This is a genomic window from Rhodanobacter sp. UC4437_H4 (assembly GCF_052978425.1).
This window is the reverse complement of sequence record NZ_CM129673.1, coordinates 3,534,680-3,559,380: the sequence shown is the minus strand read 5'-3', so window position 1 is coordinate 3,559,380 and position 24,701 is coordinate 3,534,680. Positions and strand designations below refer to the sequence as shown.

Below are 24,701 nucleotides of genomic sequence, written 5' to 3'. Positions count from 1 at the left end.
TGACCGCTGGTCCATGGATATGAAGGGGACGCCATGCGACGGATGAGCCTGCTCCTGGTCGCCTTGATGAGCTGCTTCGCCGCCACCGCGGGCGTGCGGCCCGGCGACGTGCCGCCGGATTCACTGGGGCCAACGATGGATGGACACACGGTGAGCCTGGCCTCGCTGCGCGGCAAGGTCGTGGTGATCAGTTTCTGGGCGACCTGGTGCGGCTACTGCATGAAGGAGATGCCGGTGCTGGCGAAGATGCAATCGCTGGCGACCGAGCGCGGCATGTCGCTGCAGGTGGTGGCGGTCAACTACAAGGAGGATCGCCGCGTCTTCCTGCGTGCCGCGCGCGCACTGGGCAAGAGCCTCCCCGAACTGCTGCTCACCTGGGATCGTCACGGCGCCATCGGCAAGCCGTATGACGTCACGGGAATCCCGGTGATGGTGATGCTGCATCGTGACGGCACCGTGGCCCATGTCCACGTCGGATATGGCGAAGACATGCTCGGTACGCTCGTCGAAGAGATCAACGCGTTGCTGCGCGAACCGCCGATCGCGGCACCGGTGCTCGCGCCGCGATGACCCCCGGTCGGCGCCCGCCCGCGCTTCGCGCAAACCCCGCGCAAGTCAATCTTGCCGCTGCCTGCGGCGGCGGGTAGCCTGCACGGACAACGCGCGCAGATTTGCATGACCGCCAGCTTCGCCCACCTTCACCTGCACAGCGAGTACTCGCTGGTCGACTCGACCATCCGCATCAAGGCGCTGGTCGCCGCCTGCGTGCGCGACGGCATCCCGGCGGTGGCGTTGACCGACGAATGCAACATGTTCGCGCTGGTCAAGTTCTACAAAGCCTGCAGCGCGGCCGGAATCAAGGCCATCGGCGGTTGCGACCTGCTGGTCTCGGCGCCGGACGATCCGCGCCCGTGGCGGCTGACCCTGCTGTGCCAGGACCATGACGGCTACCTCAACCTGTCGCGGCTGGTGTCGCGTGCCTGGCAGGAGGGCCAGCACGGCGGACGCGCGCTGATCGACGCCGGCTGGTTGCATGGCGAGGCCTGCAGCGGGTTGATCGCCCTGCTCGGCCGCGACAGCGAAGTAGCCCGCATCGCGGTGCACCAGGGCAGCGATGCCGCGCTGGCGAAACTGCGCGCGCTGGCACGACTGTTTCCGGACCGGCTGTACCTGGAACTGACCCGCTGCGGCCGCGACGGCGAGGAACTCTGGAACAGCGCCGCCCTGGGCCTGGCCGCCACGCTCGACTTGCCGGTGCTGGCCAGCAACGACGTGCGCTTCCTCAAGCAGGCCGACTTCGACGCGCACGAGGCGCGCGTGTGCATCAACCAGGGCCGCGTGCTGGCCGACCCCAAGCGCCCGCGGGAATACACCGACCAGCAGTACCTGAAGACGCCCGGAGACATGGCGACGCTGTTCGCGGACCTGCCCGAGGCGCTGGCAAATACCGTCGAGCTGGCCAAGCGCTGCACGCTGGAACTCAAGTTCGGCAAGTACTACCTGCCCGACTTCCCCGTGCCGGAGGGCCACGACCTCGACAGCCACATCCGCGAACTGTCGCGGCAGGGCCTGGAACAGCGCCTTGCACTCGCGCCGCTGGCTGCCGGCCACTCGCGCGCGGACTACGACGCGCGGCTCGAACGCGAGCTGGACGTCATCGTCAAGATGGGCTTCCCCGGCTACTTCCTGATCGTCGCGGACTTCATCAACTGGGGCAAGCAACACGGCATTCCGGTGGGCCCCGGGCGTGGTTCCGGCGCCGGCTCGCTGGTGGCGTGGGCGCTGAAGATCACCGACCTCGACCCGCTGCAGTTCGACCTGCTGTTCGAGCGCTTCCTGAATCCCGAACGCGTGTCGATGCCAGACTTCGACATCGACTTCTGCATGGACCGCCGCGACGAGGTGATCGACTACGTCGCGCGCAAGTACGGGCGCGACAAGGTCAGCCAGATCATCACCTACGGCTCGATGGCGGCCAAGGCGGTGCTGCGCGATTCGGGCCGCGTGCTCGGCATGGGTTACGGCCAGGTCGACAAGCTGGCCAAGATGATCCCGCCGCGACCGCTTGACCTGACCCTGTCCGACGCGCTGGGCCTGTCGGAGAAATCGAAGAAGGAAACCGACCGCGTGGTGCGCGAGTTCTGCGACGCCTACGCGCAGGACGAGGACGCCCATGCGCTGATCGACCTGGCGCTGAGCCTGGAAAACCTCACCCGCAACGCCGGCAAGCATGCCGGCGGCGTGGTGATCGCACCGACTCCGCTCACCGATTTCTCCCCGCTGTACTGCGAAGCCGGCGGCGGCGGCGTGGTCACCCAGTACGACAAGGACGACGTCGAGGCGGTCGGCCTGGTGAAGTTCGACTTCCTCGGCCTGCGCACGCTGACCATCATCGACTGGGCGGTGAAGGCGATCAATGCGCGCCGCGCGAAAACCGGCGAGGCGGCGCTGGACATCTCCGCGCTGCCGCTGGACGACCCCGCGCCGTACGAACTGCTGAAGAAGGCGCAGACGGTCGCCGTGTTCCAGCTCGAATCCTCCGGCATGCAGCGCATGCTGAAGGATGCGAAACCCGATCGCTTCGAGGACATCATCGCGCTGGTGGCGCTGTACCGCCCCGGCCCGATGGATCTGATTCCCAGCTTCATCGCGCGCAAGCACGGCCGCGAGGAAGTCGAATATCCCGACCCGCGCGTCGAGCCGATCCTGAAAGAGACCTACGGCATCATGGTCTACCAGGAGCAGGTGATGCAGATGGCGCAGATCGTGGGCGGCTACACGCTCGGCGGCGCCGACCTGCTGCGCCGCGCGATGGGCAAGAAGAAAGTCGAGGAGATGGTCAAGCACCGCGCGATCTTCCGCGAGGGTGCGGCCAAGGACGGGCTCAGCGGCGAAAAGGCCGACGCCATCTTCGACCTGATGGAGAAGTTCGCCGGCTACGGCTTCAACAAGTCGCACGCGGCTGCCTACGCGCTGGTGTCGTACCAGACCGCCTGGCTGAAGGCGCATTACCCCGCCGAGTTCATGGCCGCGACGATCTCCGCGGACATGGACAACACCGACAAGGCGGTCACCTTCCTCAACGAAGCGCGCGCACTGGGCATCGTGGTGCAGCCGCCGGACGTCAATGCGTCCGAGTACATGTTCGTGGCGGTGGAACCCAAGGTCATCCAGTACGGCCTGGGCGCGATCAAGGGCGTCGGCCACGGCGTGTGCGAGGCGATCGTCGCCGAGCGCGCGCACGGGCGCTACACCGACCTGGCCGATTTCTGCCGCCGGATCGATCCGGGCAAGCTCAATCGGCGTGTGCTGGAGGCGCTGATCCTGTCCGGCGCGCTGGACGCGCTGGCGGCCAACCGCGCCAGCCTGATGCTCCAGCTTCCCGACGCGGTCAAGGCCGCCGAACAGCACCAGCGCGACCGGCAATCGGGCCAGAACGACATGTTCGGCGCGGCGATGGGCTCGGCCACGCCGGTACTCGAGATCGACTTGCCGACCGCGCCGGAGTGGCCGCTGGAACAACGCCTGCAAGGTGAACGCGACACCCTCGGCCATTACCTCTCCGGCCACCCCACCGACCCGTGGAAAGACGAGCTGGCGCAGCTGTCCACCTGTCCGCTGGGCGAGATCGTCGACCGCTATCAGCCGCCGAAGCCGCGCCGCAACGACGACGGCAGCGAGAACCGCTTCCGCCGCGGCCCGGACACGCCCTGGACCATCGCCGGCATGGTCGCCGCCGTGCGCAAGCGCGGCGACAGCGACGCGTTCGTGCGCATCGAGGACGGCGGCGGCGCCATCGAGGTGAGTTTCTTCGGCGAGATCTACCACCAGGCCGCGCCGCTGCTCACGCGCGGACAGTTGTTGGTCGTCGACGGCGGCCTGCGCATCGACGAATTCTCCGGCGGCGGTTTCCAGTTGCGCGCGCGCAGCGCCTGCTCGCTCGACGACGCCTGCCGCAGGCACGCGCGCCTGCTGCAACTGAAATTGAACGGCATCCACGCCGACTTCGCCGAACAACTGCAACGCACCCTGGCCGGCTACCGCGGCGGCCAGGCCAGCGTCACCCTGCACGGCTACCGCAACCGCAGCGCCCAGGCCGACCTGGAACTGGGCGAGGAATGGCGCGTGGACGCCATCCCCGCCCTGCTGCGCGCCGTGCGCGCGCTGCCCGGAGTGCAGGCCGCACGCCTGCGCATCGTCAAGCAGCAGGATTGAGGCACCGCCGGGCGCATGTATCCACTGTCTGCGGGCACGCATGGAGAGACCGATGACCGTTGCCCATAAATGGACTTTCGCGCTGTTCGCGTTGGTTTTCTTCGGCGGCGTTCATGCGCAGCAGACACATCCCGACGCGCCGTTTCTGTGCGAGGGAGGCGATGGCAGCAGCGACCAGACGACACTCGCCGAAGTCGTCGGCGACGGACGCGCCCACTTCGTCGCGGGCACCGACGACTGCCCTTCCACGGCGGATCGCTGCCGGGAAAAGGCCTACCTGATCCCGGGTGACCAGGTACTGGCGGGCGACGTCCGCGGCGACTACGCCTGCGTCATGTTTCCCGACAACCAGGAGGGACACACCGGCTGGCTGCCGCGCAACCGCCTGCGGCCGGTGCTGGCGCAGCCATCACCGTCGGCATGGGAAGGCGACTGGGTGCAGGGGGACAACCGCATCACGATCCGCCATGACAACGGCATGTTGCGTGCCGACGGCGAAGCCTATTACCCGATGGCCGACCCGCCGCCGGACCAGTTCCCCGGCGGCCCCAACCTGGGCGCCATGGGCGGGGAGGCACGGCCCAGCGGCCATCACGCAACCTTTGTCGACGATGCGTGCGAGGTGAGCGCCTTCCTGGTCGGGAAGTTTCTGGTGGTCAGCGACAATCACCAGTGCGGCGGACTCAACGTCCGCTTCGACGGCATCTATCGACGCAGGTAGGCCTTCGCGGGATTACTTGCCGCCCCGCTCCATCATCGCCTTCAGGTCGGCAAACGGATTGCCCGTCGCCGGCGGCGCTTCCTCCACTGCCATCACCCCGCCGCGCACGTGGTCGATATGCCGCGCGTGCTCATTGTCGTGGCAGTACACGCACAGCAGTTCCCAATTGCTGCCGTCGGCCGGGTTGAAGTCGTGATCGTGGTTGCGGTGGTGCACGGTCAGCTCGGACACGTTCGTGCGGGTGAACTCGCGCGCACAGCGACCGCACACCCACGGATACATCTTCAGCGCCCGCTCGCGATAGCCCAGCTCGCGCTGCTCGGCAGCGCGTCGTGCCTCGGCCACGATGCGGTCGAGTTTCGCGTTGTCGATGGGTTTGCTGGGCATGGCGGCGATCCGGCGGCGGGCGCTCGATGGGGCGGACGATAACGCAATCACCGCGCCCGCGGCAGGCATCTGTCGACCCGATCACGGCCATACGGCGCCGTTCTCGCCTTTTCTTGCGGAACGGTATACTTGAGCGCTTCCGTGCAATGAACAGCAACGAATGAACCCCAACTTCCTCGATTTCGAACAACCCATCGCCGAACTGGATGCGAAGATCGAGGAGCTTCGCCACGCCAGCGATGGCCAGGCGTTCAACATCGACGAGGAAGTGGCGCGCCTGCGGCAGAAGGTGAAGGTAAAAACGGCGGACATCTTCCGCAACCTCAATTCCTGGCAGACCACCCAGCTTTCCCGCCACCCGGCGCGGCCCTACACACTCGACTACATCGGCGTGATCTGCGAGGAGTTCCACGAACTGGCCGGCGACCGCATGTACGCCGAGGACGCTGCCATCGTGGGCGGCCTGGGCCGCATCAACGGCCGGCCGGTGATGATCATCGGCCACCAGAAAGGCCGCGACACCAAGACCAAGGTGCGCCGCAACTTCGGCATGCCGCGCCCCGAGGGCTACCGCAAGGCGCTGCGCCTGATGCAGATGGCCGAGCGTTTCGGCTTGCCCCTGCTGACCCTGATCGACACCCCGGGCGCCTACCCCGGCGTCGGCGCCGAAGAGCGCGGGCAAAGCGAGGCGATCGCGCGCAACCTGCTGGAAATGGCCGAACTCAAGGTGCCGATCATCTGCACCGTGATCGGCGAGGGCGGCTCCGGCGGCGCGCTGGCGATCGGCGTCGGCGACCGCACCAACATGCTGCAGTACTCCACCTATTCGGTGATCTCGCCCGAAGGCTGCGCCTCAATCCTGTGGAAGAGCGCCGACAAGGTAAAAGACGCCGCGGAGGCCCTGGGCATGACCGCCCCGCGCCTGCTCGAACTGGGCCTGATCGACAAGCTCATCCGCGAGCCGCTCGGCGGCGCCCACCGCAACCCGCGCTCGATGGCGATCCGCCTGAAAGCCGTGTTGCTGAACCAGCTCGACGAGCTGCAGGCGATGCCGGTCCCCGACCTGCTCGAACAGCGCTACAAGCGCCTGCGCAGCTACGGGGCTTATCAGGAATAACTTCGCCAGCGACCGATCGCCGGTGCACCAGCCACCCGATGCCGGGCCCTGACTGGCTGCACCACGAGGCCCGCCATGAATCGCGTGCAACTTGCCGTCCTGGTTCTCTGCCTTTCCCCAGCGTGCATCGTGGTTGCCTCGTCGACCGCACCCGCGCCGATCACCTCAAGAGCGGCACTGGCGCGCTATCTGCATGACACGCAGCCAGGCACTTCGCCGCTGGACGACTTGTCGCCTGGCGGGCGCAAACGGTTTCTTGCCCAGCTCGACTTCGGCCCACACGGCCTGCGCGGCATGTCGCTGGAGGACCCGGCCAACGAGCTGACGCGCCCACAGATCGTGCAGCTGCTTGCCCTGTTCGGCGCGCAAAGCCATGCCGTCGACGGACTGACACCCGCCGAGCAGTCCCGCCGAAACCATGAACGCACGCAGGACGCCGCCAGCCGGGGATGCGCCGTCGACACATGCGGCGAGAGCATGCTGGAGCGACGCTATGACGAGTTCGTTCTGCAGGAAACCGTCCCCTCACCGTCCCCTGCCGAGCGCTCCACCTGGGTCGAACGACGTTACGACCGACTGTTCGGCGATGCACAAACGCCTGAGAGCCTGCGCCTGGCCAGCCACACTGACCTCAGGCTGCTCAAGCGCGCAGCGGAAGCCGTGGTGTTCCACGCGCCAAGCCCGACCCACATCGCCCAGCTGCGGATGGATCTGGCTGAAATGCACCGACGAGGCATGGCATCGGACAAGGACTATGCGCGCCTCCACCAGGCGCTGATCACCGGCCGCGATTTCGATGCCGCGAACACCCTGGCGCGACATCACCCGGAGATGGGCATCCCCGTCATTCCGACGTTCCGCCGTGCCGCATCGCCGCCGCCGGGACAACCGACCGCACTGACCGTGGATGCACGCACCGGCACCATGGCACGCCAATCCTTCGATCTGTCCGCGCCATTGCGCATCGTGGTAGTGGCGTCCTGCCACTTCTCGCGGGATGCCGCGCGCGCGATCCGTGCAGACGCCCAGTTGCGCTCCCTTTTTGCCGGCAACGCCATCTGGCTGGCCAGCCAGAACGAGCAGCTCGACGCGGTCAGCGACTGGAACCGCGAGTTTCCGGATCAACCGATCCACATCGCCTGGCACGACAGCGAGTGGTCCATGCTCGACAGCTGGGCCATGCCCACCTTCTACCTATTCCGTCATGGTCAACTGGTGACGAAGTTCAGCGGTTGGAAAGACGTGGACACCTTGAAGCAATCCTTGCGCGAGGGCGGCGTACTCCAGTGAGGCCCGTCAGGCACCCGCGCGCCGGCGCGCGCTACCATCGACCCACCTTCCGCTGCCGGACACCGCCATGGCCCACGACAAGCTTGCCGTCCTGATCGATGCCGACAATGCCCGCCCGGCGATCGTCGAGGGCCTGCTGGCCGAGATCGCCAAATACGGCACCGCCCACGTCAAGCGCATCTACGGCGACTGGACCAAGCCGGACTTGAACGGCTGGAAGGAAGCGCTGCTGCGCTACTCGATCCAGCCGATCCAGCAGTTCCGCTACACGGTCGGCAAGAACGCCACCGACTCGGCGATGATCATCGACGCGATGGACCTGCTCTACGCCGAGCGCTTCGACGGCTTCTGCATCGTCTCCAGCGACAGCGATTTCACCCGCCTCGCCTCGCGCATCCGCGAATCGGGGCGCATCGTCTACGGTTTCGGCGAGAAGAAGACGCCGGAGCCGTTCCGCACCGCCTGCGACAAATTCATCTATACCGAGGTGCTGGCTGGCACCAGCGAGACCGAAACCGAGACGGCACCGAAACAGCGCTCGGCGAAGGAACTGCGCGGCGACAGCAAATTGATGAACATGCTGCGCAATGCGATCGAGGCCGCGTCCGACGAGACCGGCTGGGCCAGCCTCGGGCCGGTCGGCAGCATCATCAACAAGCAGTCGCCCGACTTCGACTCGCGCAACTATGGCTACGCAAAACTGAGCGGCCTGATCAAGGGCATCGGCCTGTTCGACACCGAGGAGCGCCAGATCGGCAACGGCAAGCACATTTACGTGCGGTCCCGCGCCGACAAGAAATGAGCGACCCGCTGCAAGCCCATCTACTCGCGGCGCTGACCGCGACAGCACCCGCGCCGATCTGTGTCGCCTTCAGCGGCGGCCCCGATTCCAGCGCCCTGCTGCACGCGCTGGCCCGCGAACCGCTGGCCCGGGAACGCGGGTTGCGCGCGGCGCACGTCGATCATGGCTTGCATGCCGACAGCGCGCGTTGGGCGGCACACTGCGCTCGCTTCTGCCAGGACCTCGACGTGCCTTGCGCGCTGGTGCGCGTGGACGTGCCGCGCGATGGCGGCAAGGGCCTGGAGGCCGCTGCGCGGCACGTCCGCAATGCTGCGCTGGCCGACCTGCTGCACGATGGCGAGTGGCTGCTGTTCGGCCACCATCGCGACGACCAGGTCGAGACCGTACTGCTGAAATTGCTGCGCGGCGCAGGGCCGGAGGGCCTGGGCGGGATGCGCGTACGACGACCGTTCGGCGCCGGCCAACTCTGGCGCCCCCTGCTGGAGCTGCCGCGGGCCACGCTGCTCGACTACGTCGCCGCCCACCAACTCGACTGCATCGACGACCCCTCCAACGCCGACATCCGCCTCGCGCGCAATCGCCTGCGCCATGAAATCCTGCCGGGGCTGCTGCGTTACTGGCCGCAGGCCTGCGACTCGATCCTGCACAGCGCCGCGCTGAGCCGCGATGCCGCCGACGCACTGCGCAGCCAATGGCTCCCCGCGTTCGATGCCCTGCACGACCACGCCAGCGGCAGCCTCGACCTGCCCGGCTGGCGCGCGCTGCTGCCCGCATTGCGCGAACCGCTGCTCGACCACTGGCTGCACCTGCGCGGACTGGCCGCTCCCGGTGCGGCGCAGCGCCGGCAGATCGAGCGCCAGTGCGATGCACGTGCCGGCCAGTTGCCGTGCGTGCGCTGGGCCGGCACCGAGTTGCACATCTGGAAGCAGCGATTGTGGGCCCTGCCGACACAGGCACCGATCGACCCCGACTGGCAACAGCGCTGGAGCGGCGAACCGCTGGCGCTGCCGGACGGTGGCGAACTGGCGCTGACGGCGCCGGCCACCCGCCTGGCGCAACCGCTGCAAGTGCGCATGCGCCGCGGCGGCGAGCGCATCCGCCCGGCGGGCAACCCGCACACGCGCGAGTTGCGCAACCTGTTCCAGCAGGCGCAGATGCCGCCGTGGCGACGCGACGCGTGTCCGCTGCTGTATGCCGATGGCGAGCTGATCGCCGTGGCCGGCCGCTGGATCAACGCCCGCGGTGCCGAGCTGTTCGACCGCTGCGGCGCGCAGCCCCGCTGGCGCCCCGGACGCTGATCCAGATCACGCCCGCGGCTTGCGGCGACGCCGCGCCGATTGATTCGCCCGCCGCGCTGCGCTAGCGTTGCGGGCCATGGCCAAGACCGCTCCCAAGACCGCTGCCGACCCCGCTCCCGCCGTCGATTTCGAACACTCGCTCGACGAGCTGGAGCAACTGGTCACCCGGATGGAAGGCGGCGAGTTGAGCCTCGACGAATCGCTTGCCTCGTTCGAGCGCGGCATCGGCCTGTTCCGTCATTGCCAGCAGTCGCTGCAACAAGCGGAACTGCGCGTGCGCCTGCTGCTGGACCCCGATGCCCCCGACCGCGCCGAACCGTTTGAACCCGAACTCTGAGTCCGCCGAACTCGGCCCTGCCCTGCAGTCGCTGGTTGCCCGCGCCGAGCGCGCGCTGCAACGCTGCCTGCCCCCGGCCGCCCACGCCACCGACCATCTGCGTCGCGCCATGCACTATGCCGTGATGGGCGGCGGCAAGCGGCTGCGCCCGATGCTGGTCTACGCCACCGCGCACGCGCTGGACGAAGACGGTCCGGCACTGGACGCCGCCGCCTGCGCGGTGGAACTGATCCACGCCTACTCGCTGGTGCACGACGACCTGCCCGCCATGGACGACGACGCGCTGCGCCGCGGCCGGCCGACCTGCCACGTGGTGTTCGGCGAGGCGATGGCGATCCTCGCCGGCGACGCGCTGCAGGCGCTGGCGTTCGAGGTGCTCGCCGCCGAAGAGGCCGGTGCCATCGACGCCCGCGTGCGCATCGCGATGCTGCAAACGCTGGGTCGCGCCTGCGGCGCCGACGGCATGGCCGGCGGGCAGGCGCTCGACCTGGCCGCGGTCGGGCGTCCGCTGGAACTGGCCGAACTGGAATACATGCATGGCTGCAAGACCGGCGCGCTGATCCGCGCCTCGGTGCGCCTCGGCGCGCTGGTCGCTGCGGCGGACGACGACGCGCTGCAGGCGCTGGACCGCTACGCCAGCGCCGTCGGGCTGGCTTTCCAGGTGCGCGACGACATCCTGGACGTGGAAGGCGACCCTGAAGTGATCGGCAAGACTGCCGGCAAGGACGCCGCCGCGGTCAAGCCCACCTTCCCCTCGATCATCGGCCTCGACGCCTCGCGCGCACGGCTGGGCGAACTGACCGATGCCGCGCTGGCGGCGATCACGCCGTGGGGCGCGCGCGCCGTGCTGCTGCAAGAGCTGGCCCGCTACGCGGCGCATCGCACGCGTTGATTCGCGGCAACGAAAAGGCGGCCCGCAGGCCGCCTTTTCAATCCACTCGCCAAACTACTTGATCAGGCGCAGCGTGAACGGGTAGCGATACGTCACGCCCTCGTTGGCCTTGATCGCGGCGATGATGGTGAACACCAGCCAGGCGATGCCGATGATGAACCACAGCGGGATCGCGATGACCAGGCCGATGCCGAACGTCATCACCGAGAGCAGGAACAGCACCACGAACGCGATGGCCACCGTGATGTTGAAGTTCAGCGCCTCCTTGCCCTGGTCGTTGACGAACGGCATGGTGTCCTTCTTGATGAGCCAGATCACCAGCGGGCCGATGAAGCAGCCCCAGCCGCCGCCCAGCGCACCGGTGAGGATCGCACCGAGCAGCGCGGACAGATGCGCAAACATCGCCCACTGTCTTTCCTCGGCAGGCGGAACGCCCGGCGCCGGATCGGTCGGCGCGGGCGGGATGACGGATTCGGGTGGAACGCTCATGCGCATCTCCTTCGACGTCGAAGCTCACCGGCCGCTTGCCGGTCGTGCCGATGCTAGCAAGGCTTGCGCCGCTTTGCCGCAAGAACCTGCCAACACGCCCAACCCCGCCGGAGGCGCGGCTACTCGCCGGCGACGGTCATGCGATCGAGCAGGATCGAGCCGGTGAGGACCGGCGAGCGCGGATCGACATCGTCGCCCACCGCCACGATGCCGGCGAACATGTCGCGCAGGTTGGCGGCGATGGTGATGCCTTCCACCGGATGCACGATGCGGCCGTGCTCCACCCAGAAACCGGCGGCCCCACGCGAATAATCGCCAGTGACGATCGACACGCCCTGGCCCATCACCTCGGTGACCAGCAGACCGGTACCCAGGCGCCGCAGCATGCCGGCGAAATCGGACGCCTCGCCATCGGCCGCGCCCGCGGCCACCACCAGATTGTGCACGCCGCCGGCGTTGCCGGTGGATTCCATGCCGAGCTTGCGCGCCGAATAGCTGCCCAGCATGTAGCGCGCCAGCACGCCGCCTTCGATCAGGGCGCTGTCGCGCGTGGCCACGCCCTCGGCATCGAAATTGGCCGAGCCCTGGCCGCGCTGAAGATGCGGCCGCTCGTCGATATTCAACCATGCAGGCATCACCGCCTGGCCCACATGGTCGAGCAGGAAGCTGGCCCGCCGATACAGCGAGCCACCGCTGACCGCCCCGAGCAGATGCCCGATCACGCCGCGCGCAAGCTCCGGCGCGAACAGCACCGGGCATTGCCGGGTGGACAGGCCGCGCGCCCCAAGCCGCGCCAGCGTGCGCTCGGCGGCCTTGTCGCCGAGCGCCTTCGCGCTGATGAAATCGCCCGCCGCGCGCACGCTGTCGTACCAGTAATCGCGCTGCATGCCGTCCTCGTCACCGGCGATCAGCGCCAGCGACAACGCGTGGCGGGTGCCGCGCTCGCGGCCCACGAAACCGTGCGAGTTCGCGTACACGGACAGACCCTGCCCGGCCTGCACGGAGGCGCCATCGGAGTTGCTGATGCCGGCATGTGCGCGCCCGGCATCCTCGATCGCGATGCCCAGCTCGATCGCCTGCGTGGTGTCGATGTCCCAGGGGTGCCACAGGTCCAGTTCCGGGAACGCGCTGGCCATGCGCGAGGCATCGGCCAGCCCGGCGGCGGGATCGGCCTCGGTGTAACGGGCAATCGCACAGGCCTGGTCCAGCGTCGCCTGGATCGAATCCGGATGCAGGTCCGCCGTGCTGGCCGAGCCCTTGCGCTGGCCGAAATACACCGTGAGCCCGAAGCCGCGATCGCGGGTGTGCTCGACCGTTTCCACCTCGCCGAGGCGCACATTCACGCTGAGCCCGGTGTCGATGGTGGCGGCCACTTCGGCCTGGCTGGCGCCGGCGATCCGCGCGCGGCGGATCACGTCCTCGGCCAACTCGGCGAGTCGATCCAGTTCGGATGTACTGCTATCGCGGCTGACGACGGCTTCACTCACGTTGGTCTTTCCTGGGCAAGGGGCGGGTAGAATAGGCGGCTCGCAATCGCCAGAGCGTTCACATGGGGGCGCGGCGGGAGAATGAAAGGAGCCATGAGCCTTCCCTCGCCACCTGCCCCGGGCATCTATCGCCACTACAAGGGCCGGCGTTATCGCGTGCTGGGTACCGCGCGGCACAGCGAGACGCTGGAGTCGATGGTGGTCTATCAGGCACTCTACGGCGAACATGGCCTGTGGGTGCGGCCGGCCGCCATGTTCACCGAAACCATTGATCTGCACGGCACGCCGACGGCACGCTTTGCGCTGGAGCAGGCCGAAGCCGACCCCGCCGGCAACGCCGCCGACGATCCACCCGCCCCTGCCGGAATGAACCCGTGAGCCCCAGCCGCAGCCGCAACCAGACCGAACTCGACGAACAGGACTACGGCCCCAGCCGCACCCAGCAGCGACGCGAGGCGCTCGCCGTGCTGACGCTCGCCGGCCAACTGGTCGAGCTGCCCGCCAGCCGGCTGGCCAAGCTCGACCTCCCCGACGACGTGCGCCGCGAGATCGAGATCACCCGTCGCATCACCGCACACGGCGCCAGGAAGCGCCAGATGGCGTTCCTGGCCAAGGTCATGCGCCGCTTCGGCGAGGAGGATTTCGCCGCCGTGCGCGCCGAGCTCGGCGAGAACCGCGAGAAGCAGCGCCAGGACACCGCTGCGATGCACCGTCTGGAAGCGATCCGCGACCGGCTGGTCGACGGTGACGACGCGGCACTGGCCGAAGTGATCGCCGAACACCCGCAGGTCGATCGCCAGCACCTGCGCTCACTGGTGCGCCAGGCGCGGCTGGAGCGGGAGACGCCGAACAAGCCGCCCCGCGCCTTTCGCGAAATCTTCCAGCTGCTGAAGGAACTGACCGCCGGCAATTCCGACGCTTCCTGAGCGCGCCGACGCACGTCCGCGTCGTCCGCTGCAGCAGCTCGCGAACTGCCCTGCATCGCCCGTCGCAAGGACGCGCGGAGTCGGCCCCTGCCAATTGACGGCCATGCGCCGGCTGGCATAGGCTGGCAATCTTTTCCCACCGCCTCGCGAGTCGCCAACCATGAGCCTGGAACTGCACATCACCCTCAGCGACGCTGACCTGAAGCTGTTCGTCGACAGCATCACCGAGGCGCGAAAGCAGGTGGACACCGTGGATGCCATCAGCATCGTCGGCGCCGCGCGCAAGCTGCTCGAGGAAACCAATCGCGCGGAACTGCCCGACTTCGTCGCCAACCGCCTGAAGCACCTGGACACCATGATCAGCATGATCGAGGACGCCGGTTTCGCGCTGCCCGAGGAGGATCGCGACAACGTGCTGGCCGCGCTTGCGTACTTCTCCAGCCAGGATGACGTCCTCCCCGACAATGTTCCTGTGCTGGGCTTCCTCGACGACGCCATCATGATCGAGCTGTGCATGCGCGAGCTGCAGTACGAAATCGAGGCCTACGACGACTTCCGCATCTGGCGCGACAATGAGGCGACCCGCCGCGGCGAAAGCAGGGCCGGCCTGATGCTGAACCGCGTGGAATGGGCCGAGGCTCGCCGCCAGGAGGCCATCGAGCGCATGCACCGCCGCCGCCGCGAAGCCTATGCCGGCGGCAGCTGGACGCCGGTACTGTTCAAGGTGCGCTGAGCCGGCATCGGCCTCACTCGCGAAGGGCGCTGCGGCGCCCTTCGTCGTTTCCGCCAACGACAAAGGCCGGCAGTTTCCTGCCGGCCTTTGTCTTGCATCTGGCGCCCCGTGCTTGGCTTACTGCGCACCATTTCGTTCCGCGTGCCGGTACCCGAATCGCTGGCGCTGGTGCGGGGGTGTCCGCGGGGAGTGCGAGTCAACTGAGTTACGGGTCACGTAGTTTTTGCAGGCCGCGGAGCATGCGGGTAGCTGCATCGCGGTCGGCATCGCTGAGTTCGCGGAGGATGGCCAGGTCTTCGCGTTCGCGGGACGTGGTCCAGACGGTGGACTCGCTGCCGCCGTCGCGCACGGTATGGTGGCCGAAGTCGGCGGTGATGTATGGCATGTGGCCGTGGCTGGCGGCGCCGAAGATGCCGCCGTTGCCGTAGTCGCCGAAGATCTCGAAGTTGCCCATGTGGCCGCTGGCCAGGCGCGACCAGGCGGGGCGCTCCATCTGCACGGCGAGATGGTGCTTGTGGAAGCGCTTTTGCCGAGTGATGTCATTCAGCCAGGCAGCCAGCCGTGCGCCGGCCACGCAGCCGCCGACGATGGTCGTGGCCTTGTACTCGTAGGGCTTGCCGGTGGATGTCTGCGCGTAGACCGGCGCATGCACGATCACGGTGTAGCCATCGTCGCAGTAGCCGATCAAGACATCCGCTTCGGGATCGTCATGCAGCGCCGCCTGCACCACTTCGGTGGCTTGCGCATCGCTCGCCGGGCAAGCAACGCAGAAGGGCGTGCCCCTGCCCTCGATCAGCCAGGTCAACGAGAGGTTCTCGACGCGGCATGCCGGCACCAGCTTTTCCGGATCGGGAAAGCTGCCTTTGAGCATGCGCGAGAGCGCGCCGCTGCTGAGGTGCACGGATTCCGCCCACTTCCATGCCGAGCGCCCGCGCAACACCAGGTCCAGGCGCTCGGTGACATTCGAGGGGCGCGCATCATGACCCACTTGCAGCCCCTCCAAATCTGGAGTAATGTTCACGCCAACGCTTCAAATATGAAGCACGCATAACAACGACGCCCCGATGAACAAACGAGACAGGGTAGCAGCGAAGAAGAAACCCGCCAGTGAACGGGAGCGCGTCTCGCTGGTCCTGCCGACCAGCATGAAGACGGCCCTGGTGACGGTAGCCGGGCGCGAGGTGCGCACGCTGAACCAGCAGTGCGAGGTTTTGCTGCGGCGCGGCCTGGAGGAGATGGGCGTCGCGGTGTGACGAATGCGGAGCCGAGTACAGCGGTGGCATCGCCGAGTCGCTGGAAAACCCGAGCATGGCGAGAACCGAAGCTTCTGCGGTGACAGCCGGGAAAGACCGGCATTGGATTCGACAGCGGTAGCAGCCGCTGGAAACAAAGTGGCCCCGGGCGGTAGCAGCCGCCCGGGGCCGGGTGAGGAGCTCGGCAATTGGCATGCGGGAGACCCTCGGCGCGCAGTGTAGCGGCACCCCCTGCGCGACGAAACATAGCCGGGTTCCTCGATCGCTCCAAGTGAGGTCGGATCGGGGGTTCACACAGTGATGCAGCAGGAGCTTTACGGGGCAGTCGAGACCGCGATCTACGAGACCGTGAACGGTTACGTAGATTCCAACACGCGCCAGCGCGGTGCCACCGCACTGGCGCCCAAGGTCGGCATGCTGCCGGCCACGCTGAGCAACAAGGCCAACCCGCTGCAAGACCACAAGCTCGGCTTGTGCGAGTCGGTTCCGCTGCAGCTGGTCGCCAACGATTTCCGCATCCTGTACGCGTACAACGAGGCGTTGCAACACGTCGCCTACAAGCTGCCAGCCACCAACCATGTCGGTGACGTCGAGCTGCTCGACCAGTACGCCGACATGCACGCCCGCCTCGGCGAGCTCGCGAAGTACATCCGCGATGCGCTGGCCGATGGCGACATCACCACCGAGGAAGTCCAGCGCATGCGCGAGGCGTTCGACGCCAGCGCGCGTGCCGGCCTGGGCTTGCTCGCCCGTCTAGAGGCGCTGGTCGATGACCGTCGATAAGCGCAAGCCCGCCCGCGCGGCAACCCCCCGGCCATCTGGCGTGGTGCGCGTCGTCGAGTCCCCCCGCTCGATCGACGCGACCGCGCACGTCGCCGGCGCCGGCCAGTGCCTCTTCCTTCTTTTTCGCGCCGAGCTGCAGGTCTTTCGCCAGCAGCGGCGCGCCACCCCTGCCAGGGAGGTCGTCACCCATGTGTGAGCTGCTGATCCAGTTGATCAACCGCACGGTGGCGATCCCGCCGCCTGCCGCCCGCCGCCGGCGCTGGGTGCGCGTCGGCCAGTGCATGCGTTTCCCCAGTGGCCTGCAGGTGGACGTGCAGTGCGCCACGGCCATCAATGGCCACCCGGATCTGCACCTGCGCTGGCACTTCGGCACCGCCACCATGGCCGCGGTCACCTGCTACGAGCCGGTCAGCCTGGTCAGCGACTGCGGCCTGCGCGTGGTGATCCGCGCGGTGGCGCAACGCGCCGGCGTGCCGGTGGCCGTGCTGATGGAACTGGAAGCCGTGAAGGCGGCGCCGGTGGCGTCGATCGGGTGGTCGGCATGACGATGCCCGAATTCCACGCCCACTACCTCCCCTCGCTCGGCATGCCGGCCCTGTGCTCCGACGGACGCAGCCACGGCCTGACCATCGTCGAGACCGAGGCGCTGATCCTGGAGTTGCAGATGGCGGTGCTGCAGGCGCGCATCGCCGCCAAGCGCCTCTCCGCCGAGCGCCGCCAGCGCACACCTGAGATGGAACTGGCCGAGCTTTCGCGATCGTTCGACGCGCAGTTCGCCGCCGTGTTCACCCCTTCCGCTTCATCGCCTGCCAGCGAGGTCACCCCGTGAGTATCGAAGAACTGTTCCTGCGCCAGATCGACAGCGTCGACGGCAACATCGAGGTGATCGTTCACCCCGGCCAGCCGATGACGTGCGTGAGCACCGGCCCGTTCGTGTGGCAGGTGGAGAACATCGACCGCGACCAGTTGATCCAGGAGATCGCGCAGGTGATGGCCGCGCCCATGCGCATCGAACTGCGCGCGCCTGTGCGACTGGACAGTGGTGAGGACCTGCAGATCGGCCTGCAGGAAGTCCGCGACATGCACAACCTGGTGACCGACACGCTGCTGTGGATCGTCAGCGGCGCCGCGCACCTGCGCCTGCACATCGGCACCGCCTCCCTGCTGGTCGCCGCGCTCAGCGAGGCCCGCCAGTGGCAGCGCAACCAGCTGCTCGCCGCCAGCGGCGCGGAGGTGGCGTCATGCTGAACACCATCACCCAGCGCGCCGTATTCGAGCGCTACCTCACCGAGGCCGAAGAAAAGCAGTTGATGAAGCACGTGCGGCAGTTCGCCGACGTGCTGGCACGGCGCGACGCGCAGTGGATCGAGCTGATGCGCCAGACCGGCATCCGCGTGGGCAGCATGGCCGGCGTCACCCTGGGCGACGCGCAGGCCGCGCTGCGCAGCAAGCGCCTGCACCTGCGTGACGAACACGCCAAGGGCCACCGCGGATACGAAGTGCCGCTGAACACCCGCGCCATGGCTTGCCTGAAAGCGCTGGTGAAGATCCGCGCCGACATGGGCTACGGCGCACACCCCGACGAACCGCTGGTGATGAGCCGCAACCACCGCGGCATGTCCGTGCGCAGCTACCAGGCGCGCATGGCCATGTGGGTGGCCGAAGCCGGCCTGCCGGTTTCCGCCAGCCCGCACTGGCTGCGCCACACCCTGGCCAAGCGCGTGATGGCGCGCAGCGAGGCGCGCGACCCGCAGGGCATCGTGCAGGTGGTGCTGGGCCAGCGCAGCCGCGAAAGCACCGTCATCTACACCCTGCCCGACCGCGAGGCGGTCGAGGATGCACTGGAGTTGGCGCGATGAGCGGGCGGGTGAAGTTGATCGAAGAGCTGCCCGCCGACTTCTCTTTTCATGTCCCGGGCATGGGCTGTGGCCTTCGCCTGGAAGGCGCTACGGCGGTTCGGTCGATTTCGGTGAACGGCCACATTTTCGTTCGCAGCGCGTCGGGAGTGATCTATTGCGCCACCCGCCGATCGGGCATGAATCTTTCTGGCCGTTTTAACCTCAACGACCATGATCGCCGCGCGTGGTGTCGGTTGGCAGGCGTCCGTTTCAGTGCACTGAAAAAGGCAATTGCCCGCGAGCGGGATAGAGAAAAAAAGGAATCGAAAAGGCACGAGATCGAAGGTTTTCGAAAGAAAGCCGAACGCCTCGGCTTTCGCCTGGTCAAACCACGGGTGGCGAAAGCATGAACGCCGTAGCCCGCGAAGCCATCCCCGTGCCGATCCACCGCACCAAACGCAGCTGCTACAAGTGCGGCCGGCGCGTGCCGATCGACGAGCTGAACGTGCGGCGCACCACCAGCGGGGGCGCGATCTACACCTGCGCCCACTGCGCCAAGCCGCGCGTCGCGCGCAAGGCAGGTGCACGGTGAAGCGCGAGGAAGAGACCCGTGGCTATTTCAGCTACCTCAAGCCCGGCGAAACCGTCGAGCGCCTGCCGCCGGTGCCCGCCACCGTGGCCCTGGCCGAACTGACGCCGGCGCGCAAGCGTGCGCTGTGGCAGTGGATGCAGGCCAACGACCCCGCCACCGCCGACTACCTGGCCAACCTGAAAACCAACCCCGACGTGGCCGAGCTGGAAGCGTCCTTCGGCCCGGTGCGGCCGGTGGTGACCCTCGACTACATCCGGAGGGCGATCGGATGAGCCAGCGCACCGACGCCGAGAAGGCCGACCGCATCCGCGCCGAGGTGCACCTGCTGAGCCGTCTCAGCCGCAGCGGCGCCGACGAGCTGAAGTGCGTCTGCCCGCTGTGCCACGGCACCGTGTCCATGCGCGTGATCCGCCGCGATGCCGGTGGCCGCGTGGAACAGAGCCGCGGCGAGTGCACCACCACCGACTGCCTGGAATGGAACCAATGACCCGCTACGCCACCAACACCGACGTGAGCAGCGAGCGCAGCCGCGGCGAGATCGAACGCACGCTGCAGCGCTACGGCGCCGACCGCTTCGCCTATTCCAGCAGCCGCACCGAAGCGATGGTGGGCTTCACCTGCAGCGGCCTGATGGTGCGCTTCGTGCTGCCGATGCCGGACCCCGCATCACGCAAGTTCACCCATACCGAAGCCCGTGGCATGAAGCGCTCGCCAGCGCAGGCCCATGAAGCCTGGGAGCAGGCCTGCCGCCAGAAATGGCGCGCGCTGGCGCTGGTGGTGAAGGCCAAGCTGGAGGCAGTCGAATCCGGCATCACCACGTTCGAGAACGAGTTCCTCGCGCACATCGTGCTGCCCGATGGCCAGACGGTTGGCCAGCAGGCGCTGCCCCGGGTGCGCGAGGCCTACGCCAGCGGCCGCACGCCGCCCCTGCTGACCTTCGGGAGCTGAACCCATGCGCATCCTGTTCTGCGTGTTGATGATCGCCTGCGGCATCTACGTCGTGGGCCAGTTCCAGGCGGCGGGCGATCGCCTGGCCGCGGCCGTCATGGCCTGCGCGGTGATGGCATGGGTGTTCCTGCTGGCCCATCACATCGACCGGCTGCTGACCCAGTTGCCGGAGCGGATCATCCGCCGCGCCATGCGCACGCCGTACGTGCACCTGCCTGGCTACATGGAGCGGTTCTGGCTGTTGCGCCTGGGCCAGCGCGGCGGCGGTCAGAGCGGCCCGTATCCGCTGGTCGGCGCGCGCGTGCACCACATCCTGCGCAGCGACGACGACCGCCACTTCCACGACCACCCCTGGTGGTACCTCACCATCATCCTGCGCGGGGGCTACTGGGAAATCCGCCCGGTGCGGGTCGACGGCGTGGTGACGTGCGTGCGGCGCACCTGGCGCGGGCCGGGCAGCATCCTGCTGCGCCGCGCGGCGAGCTGGCACCGGCTGGAACTGCCCGCCGGCCAGACCGCTTGGACGCTGTTCTGCACCGGCCCGAAGGTGCAGGGCTGGGGCTTCCTGGTGCGCGGCGCCAAGGTGGGCTGGCGCGAATACCTGGGCGTGCCCGCCGGCGTCGGCGAGGACTGAGCCGATGGACCTGCAAGCCGCGATCGTGCAGCACCTGCGCCACATCACCGAGCCGTGCAACGTGGTGGAGCTGGCCCATGCGCTGGGCATCCTGGAACCCGGCGACGTGGTGCCGGATCGCCTGCGCGCGACGCTCACCGGCCTGGTGCGTCACCAGCGGATCAAGCGCCTGCACCATGGCGACGGCGTGCTGCGCTACGCACTGGTGACGGATAACCCTGCGCCGGCCGTGGCCGTCGCTCGCGCGCCAGCGACGCCAGCGGCACAGGCGCCCGCCGCGTCGCCGGGACTCGCGCTGCGCAAGCCGCATCCGGCCAACCACCGCTACGAGACCGGCGTCTCCGCCCGCGTGCTCGCCGTGCTGCAGGATGCCGCCGCGCCGATCCGGCGCACCGTGATCGAATCGCGCATCACCCCGCCGCTGAGCTCGCGGCAGGTGACCATGGCGCTTCAGGCCCTGCGCAAGAAGGGGCTGGTGCAGCGCCATGGCACCACCTCTTCGGCGACCTGGTCGCTGGCTGGTGCCGCCGATGCGCCAGCGGCGCCGAGCGCTCCGCCCAAGCTGGACACCGTGCGCCACGCGCTGCGGCAAGCCCGCCTTGCCGTCGACGCCGCGCTGCAGGCACTGGAGGCATGAGCATGGCCACGCAACAGTTCGGCCTGTTCAGCGGCAAGCCGGAGCGCCCGCGCATCGAGCGGCGCTCCCGCGGCGGTGCCGCCGCCGGCTACGCGGCCAAACCCGGCACCGGCCCCAAGGGCGAAACCTGCAACACCTGCGCGCACTGCCGCCTACGCGTGAGCCGCGGCGACCGCCGCTACTACAAATGCGCCCTGCTGCAGGGTCAGTGGACCCACGGCCGCGCCACCGACGTGGTGCTGCGCTCGCCGGCGTGCGCGAAGTGGCAGCGGGGGATTCCGCAGGTGACAACGATCAAGGGGAACCAGGATGTCGACTAGCTACGACCCTACCGACCCCGACAGGATGCGTTTGCCCGTCGGAACCACCTGCGGCGACTGCGTCCACATCTACCGTTGCAAGGCGATGTTCGGGCACGTCGAAACGGACACGTCGTGCGATTGGTCGCCCAGCCGGTTCCATCGCGCGCCGCCGCCGGCCAGAGACCACCCCAAGTAACCCCGCCCCGAACACGCCACCGGCTGCGCCCCGCGCGGCCTCCACCCCTTCACCTCCGCAGCAGGCTCCATGGCATCCATCCGCGAACTCAAGCAGCGCATCGACCTGCACGACCTGGCCGAGAAGCTCGGCCTGGAACGGCCGGGCGGGCGTGGCAACTACAAGAGCCCGCACCACGCGGACAGGAACCCCAGCATCTCGATCTTCGACGGCGGCAAGGCGTGGAAGGATTTCAGCGGCCCGGACGGCGGCGACTGCATCAGCCTGGTGCGGTTCGTGGAGAACATCGACAGCGTGCCCGACGCCATGCGCCGGCTGCACGAGATCTACGGCATCCCGTTCGACAAGCCCGACAACCCGCAGCCGCGCGCCGAGCGAACCCGCGAGGAATACCTGGCCGACCAGTGCAAGGCGCAGGCGCCGCTGGCGGTGCCGTACCTGGTGAAGCGCGGGGTGAAGGCGGAAACCGCGGAGTGGGCGATCAAGCGCGGCGCGGTGGGCTTCAACACCTGGACCAGCGACCGCGTGCCGGAGGGCACCATCGGCCACGGTGGCCCGGCGGTGGCGTTCGTGTGCCGCGACTTCGCCAACATGCAGGTGCAAGCGGTGGACTTCCGCTACCTGGAGCCGGAACTGAACGGCGGGGTGAAGACCAAGAGCCTGGGCGTGAAGGATGGCCAGCCATGGTTCGTCGACCGCCAGCACGTGCAGCGGGCCAAGCGCGTGTACATCTTCGAGAGCGCGATCAACGCGCTCTGCGCCGAGGCCTGCGGGCTGAAGATGGCCGCGGCGATCGCGCTGCGCGGCACCGGCAACGCCAGCAACATCGACTGGCGGTTCCTGGCTGGCAAGCAGGTGGTGATCTGCATGGATGCCGACGATCCCGATGACAAGGGCGTGCGCCCGGGCGCGAAGGCGTCGTGGGCGCTGTACGACGCGCTGACCGCGTTGGACATCGGCGCGATCATGGTGGACCAGAAGGAATGGTACGAGCTGGGCTACAACGACGCGGCCGACATCGCCGAGCGCGGCGGGCTGGATCTGCTGCGCACCATGCTGGAGGCCTACGAGCCGTGGGTGATCCCCGGCCTGGTCGGCAAGGATGGCCCCGCCGGCCAGCAGCGCGTGTACCTGCCCGGCCACGACTTCGCCGTGTACTGGAAATTCCGCGCGCTGCCCGACTTCACCCGCTTCGTGGGCAAGGTGGAGAACAACGTGGAGGGCGGCAAGGACACCTTGGTGATCGACGACCTGGCCGGCTTCCGCGTGGCGTCGGTGAGCCGCGTGACGATTCAGGGCGCCACCGCCACGATGAGCGGCGAGGAAGACGCCCAGCCCAACACCGTATTCGCGGTGAGCGTGCAGACCGCGCGCCACGGCGCCAACCTGATCCGCCGCGTGTTCAGCGACGAGCGCCTGCACAACATCGAGCACTGGAAAAAGCTGGGCCCGGTGTTCAACCCCAACCGCTTCGCCCGCATGATCACCGTGCTCGAGCGCAGCGCCGAGTGCGGCGCGCGCGACGCGCTGAATTTCGTGGGGCTGGCGTGGCGGCAGGGCCGCCCGGTGGTGAACGAAGGGCCGGACTGCTACTTCACCGAGCCGGAAAAACAGTGCCCGTATTCCACGCTGAGCTTCCCCAGCGGGCAGGCCAGCGATGCGCGCCGGGTGATCGAGGCGTACCAGGCCACCTTCCGCGAGAACGCCGCCACCCAGCTGATCACCTGGTCACTGGGCGGGCACCTGAAAGCCTTCCTCGGCTTCTGGCCGCACATGATCGTGCAGGCCGACAAGGGCAGCGGCAAAAGCACGCTGATCAAGCGGCTGGAACGCACCATCGGCATGACCATGTTCGGCGGCCAGAGCCTGCAGACCGAGTTCCGCCTGCTCACCAGCGTGTGCCACACCAGCCACCCGGTGGGCTGGGAAGAGATCAGCGCGCGCCGGCAGGACGTGATCAACGTGGCCGTGGCCATGCTGCAGGAAAGCTACCAGTTCACGCTGACCCGCCGCGGCAGCGACCTCACCGAGTTCCTGATCAGCGCACCGGTGCTGCTGGCCGGTGAAGACGTGCCGGTGCGCAGCCTCACCGGCAAGGTGATCCGCGCCGACCTCACCGGCCGCAAGGGCCCGCTGATGCCGGAGACCATCCCGCGCTTCCCTATGCGGCAGTGGTTGCAGTACCTGGCCACCATGACCCGCGAGCAGGTGCAGTCGCGCCTGGCCGAGTGGGAGCAGTGGTGCTGGGACGGCTGCCGCGCCCGCAACGGCGACACCGGCGCCAGCCGCATGGTGCGCAACTACGCCGCCATCGCGCTCACCTGGGCGCTGCTGTGCGAGTTCGCCGGCATGGCCCGCGAGACCGGCGAGTTCCTGCGCGACCTGCGCGCCGAGATGAACAAGCACATCGCCGAAACCAGCGGCGACCGCGAGCCGTGGGTGTGGATCCTCGAAACCGCGTTCAGCGAGATCGAAAGCCACCAGTTCCTGCACCCGTACGCCTTCGACCTGATCGGCGAGGAGGAAGTGATCATCCTGCGCCCGCAGTTCGTGATGGATCACCTGAGCACCACCAACCGCCTGCGGGACATGTGGAACGGCCTGCCGGTGAAATCCGGCCGCATCTTCAAGCGCCAGCTGCAGCACGCCGGCGTGATCGTGGAAGACGAGCTGGACCGCCGCATCAACAACCGCCGCTTCGCCCACATGACCGCGCTCAGCCTGAAAAAGCTGGCCGAGTACGGGCTTTACATCAGCCAACCCGACGACACCAACCTCGCACCGCCCGCCTGGGCGCATGCGGCCAATGAGTAACAGGAGCACT

32 protein-coding genes are annotated in these 24,701 nt (G+C 68.1%); 28 read left to right on the top strand and 4 right to left on the bottom strand.

The genetic code is table 11. The features are described from left to right. The first annotated feature begins 42 nt into the window (after positions 1-42). From ACVCL3_RS16105 to ACVCL3_RS16095, 3 genes are all read left to right on the top strand, one after another. Positions 43-570 (top strand): TlpA family protein disulfide reductase, encoded by a 528-nt coding sequence (locus tag ACVCL3_RS16105; protein ID WP_395119743.1) that lies wholly within the window; start codon positions 43-45, stop codon positions 568-570. 105 nt (positions 571-675) lie between these two features. Next, on the top strand, positions 676-4,215 hold the full coding sequence (gene dnaE / locus ACVCL3_RS16100) for a DNA polymerase III subunit alpha (RefSeq protein WP_447099960.1): 3,540 nt from the start codon (positions 676-678) through the stop codon (positions 4,213-4,215). A 52-nt stretch (positions 4,216-4,267) separates the two neighbouring features. Next, positions 4,268-4,936, top strand: a complete 669-nt coding sequence (locus tag ACVCL3_RS16095) for a hypothetical protein (RefSeq protein ID WP_447099959.1) — start codon at positions 4,268-4,270, stop codon at positions 4,934-4,936. A 12-nt stretch (positions 4,937-4,948) separates the two neighbouring features. Here ACVCL3_RS16095 and ACVCL3_RS16090 read toward each other — a convergent pair whose 3' ends face one another. Continuing rightward, positions 4,949-5,323, bottom strand: a complete 375-nt coding sequence (locus ACVCL3_RS16090; protein WP_447099958.1) for a YajD family HNH nuclease — start codon at positions 5,321-5,323, stop codon at positions 4,949-4,951. A 160-nt stretch (positions 5,324-5,483) separates the two neighbouring features. Between ACVCL3_RS16090 and ACVCL3_RS16085 the strand changes: the two genes are divergently transcribed. From ACVCL3_RS16085 to ACVCL3_RS16060, 6 genes are all read left to right on the top strand, one after another. Then, on the top strand, positions 5,484-6,440 hold the full coding sequence (locus tag ACVCL3_RS16085; RefSeq protein WP_395119747.1) for an acetyl-CoA carboxylase carboxyltransferase subunit alpha: 957 nt from the start codon (positions 5,484-5,486) through the stop codon (positions 6,438-6,440). Between the two features lie 75 nt (positions 6,441-6,515). Beyond that, a complete protein-coding gene (locus ACVCL3_RS16080) occupies positions 6,516-7,730 on the top strand; it encodes a hypothetical protein (protein WP_447099957.1) in 1,215 nt (404 codons plus the stop codon). Positions 7,731-7,797: 67 nt separating this feature from the next. Then, positions 7,798-8,532, top strand: a complete 735-nt coding sequence (locus tag ACVCL3_RS16075) for an NYN domain-containing protein (RefSeq protein WP_395119749.1) — start codon at positions 7,798-7,800, stop codon at positions 8,530-8,532. After that, entirely contained in the window at positions 8,529-9,830 is a 1,302-nt protein-coding gene (gene tilS, locus ACVCL3_RS16070) for a tRNA lysidine(34) synthetase TilS (protein ID WP_447099956.1), read from the top strand. The genes ACVCL3_RS16075 and tilS overlap by 4 nt, the downstream gene beginning before the upstream one ends. 76 nt (positions 9,831-9,906) lie before the next feature. Then, positions 9,907-10,167: an exodeoxyribonuclease VII small subunit gene (locus ACVCL3_RS16065; protein ID WP_447099955.1), complete on the top strand. Its 261-nt coding sequence runs from the start codon at positions 9,907-9,909 to the stop codon at positions 10,165-10,167. Further along, entirely contained in the window at positions 10,151-11,059 is a 909-nt protein-coding gene (locus ACVCL3_RS16060; RefSeq protein WP_447099954.1) for a polyprenyl synthetase family protein, read from the top strand. Before ACVCL3_RS16065 ends, ACVCL3_RS16060 begins: the two co-directional genes overlap by 17 nt. A 54-nt stretch (positions 11,060-11,113) precedes the next feature. Here ACVCL3_RS16060 and ACVCL3_RS16055 read toward each other — a convergent pair whose 3' ends face one another. Together ACVCL3_RS16055 and pmbA are read right to left on the bottom strand one after the other, a co-directional pair. Next, a complete protein-coding gene (locus tag ACVCL3_RS16055) occupies positions 11,114-11,548 on the bottom strand; it encodes a DUF4870 domain-containing protein (protein ID WP_395119753.1) in 435 nt (144 codons plus the stop codon). A 119-nt stretch (positions 11,549-11,667) separates the two neighbouring features. Further along, positions 11,668-13,035 (bottom strand): metalloprotease PmbA, encoded by a 1,368-nt coding sequence (gene pmbA, locus ACVCL3_RS16050; protein WP_447098365.1) that lies wholly within the window; start codon positions 13,033-13,035, stop codon positions 11,668-11,670. A gap of 93 nt (positions 13,036-13,128) precedes the next feature. Between pmbA and ACVCL3_RS16045 the strand changes: the two genes are divergently transcribed. The 3 genes from ACVCL3_RS16045 (at position 13,129) to ACVCL3_RS16035 (ending at position 14,694) form a co-directional block, all read left to right on the top strand. Continuing rightward, complete coding sequence (locus tag ACVCL3_RS16045; protein WP_395119755.1) at positions 13,129-13,413, top strand: DUF1653 domain-containing protein; 285 nt, start codon at positions 13,129-13,131, stop codon at positions 13,411-13,413. Beyond that, entirely contained in the window at positions 13,410-13,961 is a 552-nt protein-coding gene (gene yjgA / locus ACVCL3_RS16040; protein WP_395119756.1) for a ribosome biogenesis factor YjgA, read from the top strand. The genes ACVCL3_RS16045 and yjgA overlap by 4 nt, the downstream gene beginning before the upstream one ends. Positions 13,962-14,121: 160 nt before the next feature. Next, a complete protein-coding gene (locus ACVCL3_RS16035) occupies positions 14,122-14,694 on the top strand; it encodes a YkvA family protein (RefSeq protein WP_447098364.1) in 573 nt (190 codons plus the stop codon). Positions 14,695-14,899: 205 nt separating this feature from the next. Here the strand turns inward: ACVCL3_RS16035 and ACVCL3_RS16030 are convergent, their stop codons facing one another. Further along, positions 14,900-15,715 (bottom strand): hypothetical protein, encoded by an 816-nt coding sequence (locus ACVCL3_RS16030; protein WP_447099953.1) that lies wholly within the window; start codon positions 15,713-15,715, stop codon positions 14,900-14,902. A gap of 43 nt (positions 15,716-15,758) precedes the next feature. Between ACVCL3_RS16030 and ACVCL3_RS16025 the strand changes: the two genes are divergently transcribed. From ACVCL3_RS16025 to ACVCL3_RS15950, 16 genes are all read left to right on the top strand, one after another. Next, positions 15,759-15,947: a hypothetical protein gene (locus ACVCL3_RS16025; RefSeq protein ID WP_447099952.1), complete on the top strand. Its 189-nt coding sequence runs from the start codon at positions 15,759-15,761 to the stop codon at positions 15,945-15,947. 300 nt (positions 15,948-16,247) lie between these two features. Then, the gene (locus ACVCL3_RS16020) at positions 16,248-16,730 is read left to right on the top strand and encodes a phage regulatory CII family protein (RefSeq protein WP_447099951.1); all 483 of its coding nucleotides are present in this window, start codon (positions 16,248-16,250) and stop codon (positions 16,728-16,730) included. Next, complete coding sequence (locus ACVCL3_RS16015) at positions 16,717-16,926, top strand: hypothetical protein (RefSeq protein WP_447099950.1); 210 nt, start codon at positions 16,717-16,719, stop codon at positions 16,924-16,926. Before ACVCL3_RS16020 ends, ACVCL3_RS16015 begins: the two co-directional genes overlap by 14 nt. After that, positions 16,919-17,275 (top strand): hypothetical protein, encoded by a 357-nt coding sequence (locus ACVCL3_RS16010; RefSeq protein ID WP_447099949.1) that lies wholly within the window; start codon positions 16,919-16,921, stop codon positions 17,273-17,275. The genes ACVCL3_RS16015 and ACVCL3_RS16010 overlap by 8 nt, the downstream gene beginning before the upstream one ends. Continuing rightward, the gene (locus ACVCL3_RS16005) at positions 17,272-17,559 is read left to right on the top strand and encodes a hypothetical protein (RefSeq protein WP_447099948.1); all 288 of its coding nucleotides are present in this window, start codon (positions 17,272-17,274) and stop codon (positions 17,557-17,559) included. The genes ACVCL3_RS16010 and ACVCL3_RS16005 overlap by 4 nt, the downstream gene beginning before the upstream one ends. Then, on the top strand, positions 17,556-17,978 hold the full coding sequence (locus tag ACVCL3_RS16000) for a hypothetical protein (protein ID WP_447099947.1): 423 nt from the start codon (positions 17,556-17,558) through the stop codon (positions 17,976-17,978). Before ACVCL3_RS16005 ends, ACVCL3_RS16000 begins: the two co-directional genes overlap by 4 nt. Then, on the top strand, positions 17,972-18,589 hold the full coding sequence (locus ACVCL3_RS15995; protein WP_447099946.1) for a tyrosine-type recombinase/integrase: 618 nt from the start codon (positions 17,972-17,974) through the stop codon (positions 18,587-18,589). Before ACVCL3_RS16000 ends, ACVCL3_RS15995 begins: the two co-directional genes overlap by 7 nt. After that, positions 18,586-18,978 (top strand): hypothetical protein, encoded by a 393-nt coding sequence (locus ACVCL3_RS15990; protein ID WP_447099945.1) that lies wholly within the window; start codon positions 18,586-18,588, stop codon positions 18,976-18,978. Before ACVCL3_RS15995 ends, ACVCL3_RS15990 begins: the two co-directional genes overlap by 4 nt. Further along, positions 18,975-19,160, top strand: coding sequence for a hypothetical protein (locus tag ACVCL3_RS15985; protein WP_447099944.1), 186 nt, complete (start codon positions 18,975-18,977; stop codon positions 19,158-19,160). Before ACVCL3_RS15990 ends, ACVCL3_RS15985 begins: the two co-directional genes overlap by 4 nt. After that, positions 19,157-19,432, top strand: coding sequence for a hypothetical protein (locus tag ACVCL3_RS15980; RefSeq protein ID WP_447099943.1), 276 nt, complete (start codon positions 19,157-19,159; stop codon positions 19,430-19,432). Before ACVCL3_RS15985 ends, ACVCL3_RS15980 begins: the two co-directional genes overlap by 4 nt. Next, a complete protein-coding gene (locus tag ACVCL3_RS15975) occupies positions 19,429-19,647 on the top strand; it encodes a hypothetical protein (RefSeq protein ID WP_447099942.1) in 219 nt (72 codons plus the stop codon). The genes ACVCL3_RS15980 and ACVCL3_RS15975 overlap by 4 nt, the downstream gene beginning before the upstream one ends. Next, a complete protein-coding gene (locus ACVCL3_RS15970; RefSeq protein WP_447099941.1) occupies positions 19,644-20,108 on the top strand; it encodes a hypothetical protein in 465 nt (154 codons plus the stop codon). The genes ACVCL3_RS15975 and ACVCL3_RS15970 overlap by 4 nt, the downstream gene beginning before the upstream one ends. 4 nt (positions 20,109-20,112) lie before the next feature. After that, positions 20,113-20,742 (top strand): hypothetical protein, encoded by a 630-nt coding sequence (locus tag ACVCL3_RS15965; RefSeq protein ID WP_447099940.1) that lies wholly within the window; start codon positions 20,113-20,115, stop codon positions 20,740-20,742. A 4-nt stretch (positions 20,743-20,746) separates the two neighbouring features. After that, positions 20,747-21,379, top strand: a complete 633-nt coding sequence (locus ACVCL3_RS15960) for a hypothetical protein (protein ID WP_447099939.1) — start codon at positions 20,747-20,749, stop codon at positions 21,377-21,379. A gap of 2 nt (positions 21,380-21,381) precedes the next feature. Continuing rightward, positions 21,382-21,699, top strand: a complete 318-nt coding sequence (locus ACVCL3_RS15955) for a hypothetical protein (protein ID WP_447099938.1) — start codon at positions 21,382-21,384, stop codon at positions 21,697-21,699. A 247-nt stretch (positions 21,700-21,946) separates the two neighbouring features. Next, positions 21,947-24,691 carry a toprim domain-containing protein gene (locus ACVCL3_RS15950; RefSeq protein ID WP_447099937.1) on the top strand — a complete coding sequence of 915 codons (2,745 nt, stop codon included), beginning with the start codon at positions 21,947-21,949 and terminating at the stop codon, positions 24,689-24,691. Positions 24,692-24,701: the final 10 nt, after the last annotated feature.

Excerpts from the sequence above, each read along its gene's own strand:
- ACVCL3_RS16105 (WP_395119743.1), top strand. The coding sequence starts at position 43 with ATGAGCCTGCTCCTGGTCGCCTTGATGAGCTGCTTCGCCGCCACCGCG.
- dnaE (WP_447099960.1), top strand. The coding sequence starts at position 676 with ATGACCGCCAGCTTCGCCCACCTTCACCTGCACAGCGAGTACTCGCTG.
- ACVCL3_RS16095 (WP_447099959.1), top strand. The coding sequence starts at position 4,268 with ATGACCGTTGCCCATAAATGGACTTTCGCGCTGTTCGCGTTGGTTTTC.
- ACVCL3_RS16090 (WP_447099958.1), bottom strand. The coding sequence starts at position 5,323 with ATGCCCAGCAAACCCATCGACAACGCGAAACTCGACCGCATCGTGGCC.
- ACVCL3_RS16085 (WP_395119747.1), top strand. The coding sequence starts at position 5,484 with ATGAACCCCAACTTCCTCGATTTCGAACAACCCATCGCCGAACTGGAT.
- ACVCL3_RS16080 (WP_447099957.1), top strand. The coding sequence starts at position 6,516 with ATGAATCGCGTGCAACTTGCCGTCCTGGTTCTCTGCCTTTCCCCAGCG.
- ACVCL3_RS16075 (WP_395119749.1), top strand. The coding sequence starts at position 7,798 with ATGGCCCACGACAAGCTTGCCGTCCTGATCGATGCCGACAATGCCCGC.
- tilS (WP_447099956.1), top strand. The coding sequence starts at position 8,529 with ATGAGCGACCCGCTGCAAGCCCATCTACTCGCGGCGCTGACCGCGACA.
- ACVCL3_RS16065 (WP_447099955.1), top strand. The coding sequence starts at position 9,907 with ATGGCCAAGACCGCTCCCAAGACCGCTGCCGACCCCGCTCCCGCCGTC.
- ACVCL3_RS16055 (WP_395119753.1), bottom strand. The coding sequence starts at position 11,548 with ATGAGCGTTCCACCCGAATCCGTCATCCCGCCCGCGCCGACCGATCCG.
- ACVCL3_RS16045 (WP_395119755.1), top strand. The coding sequence starts at position 13,129 with ATGAGCCTTCCCTCGCCACCTGCCCCGGGCATCTATCGCCACTACAAG.
- ACVCL3_RS16035 (WP_447098364.1), top strand. The coding sequence starts at position 14,122 with ATGAGCCTGGAACTGCACATCACCCTCAGCGACGCTGACCTGAAGCTG.
- ACVCL3_RS16025 (WP_447099952.1), top strand. The coding sequence starts at position 15,759 with ATGAACAAACGAGACAGGGTAGCAGCGAAGAAGAAACCCGCCAGTGAA.
- ACVCL3_RS16020 (WP_447099951.1), top strand. The coding sequence starts at position 16,248 with ATGCAGCAGGAGCTTTACGGGGCAGTCGAGACCGCGATCTACGAGACC.
- ACVCL3_RS16015 (WP_447099950.1), top strand. The coding sequence starts at position 16,717 with ATGACCGTCGATAAGCGCAAGCCCGCCCGCGCGGCAACCCCCCGGCCA.
- ACVCL3_RS16010 (WP_447099949.1), top strand. The coding sequence starts at position 16,919 with ATGTGTGAGCTGCTGATCCAGTTGATCAACCGCACGGTGGCGATCCCG.
- ACVCL3_RS16005 (WP_447099948.1), top strand. The coding sequence starts at position 17,272 with ATGACGATGCCCGAATTCCACGCCCACTACCTCCCCTCGCTCGGCATG.
- ACVCL3_RS15995 (WP_447099946.1), top strand. The coding sequence starts at position 17,972 with ATGCTGAACACCATCACCCAGCGCGCCGTATTCGAGCGCTACCTCACC.
- ACVCL3_RS15990 (WP_447099945.1), top strand. The coding sequence starts at position 18,586 with ATGAGCGGGCGGGTGAAGTTGATCGAAGAGCTGCCCGCCGACTTCTCT.
- ACVCL3_RS15985 (WP_447099944.1), top strand. The coding sequence starts at position 18,975 with ATGAACGCCGTAGCCCGCGAAGCCATCCCCGTGCCGATCCACCGCACC.
- ACVCL3_RS15975 (WP_447099942.1), top strand. The coding sequence starts at position 19,429 with ATGAGCCAGCGCACCGACGCCGAGAAGGCCGACCGCATCCGCGCCGAG.
- ACVCL3_RS15970 (WP_447099941.1), top strand. The coding sequence starts at position 19,644 with ATGACCCGCTACGCCACCAACACCGACGTGAGCAGCGAGCGCAGCCGC.
- ACVCL3_RS15965 (WP_447099940.1), top strand. The coding sequence starts at position 20,113 with ATGCGCATCCTGTTCTGCGTGTTGATGATCGCCTGCGGCATCTACGTC.
- ACVCL3_RS15960 (WP_447099939.1), top strand. The coding sequence starts at position 20,747 with ATGGACCTGCAAGCCGCGATCGTGCAGCACCTGCGCCACATCACCGAG.
- ACVCL3_RS15955 (WP_447099938.1), top strand. The coding sequence starts at position 21,382 with ATGGCCACGCAACAGTTCGGCCTGTTCAGCGGCAAGCCGGAGCGCCCG.
- ACVCL3_RS15950 (WP_447099937.1), top strand. The coding sequence starts at position 21,947 with ATGGCATCCATCCGCGAACTCAAGCAGCGCATCGACCTGCACGACCTG.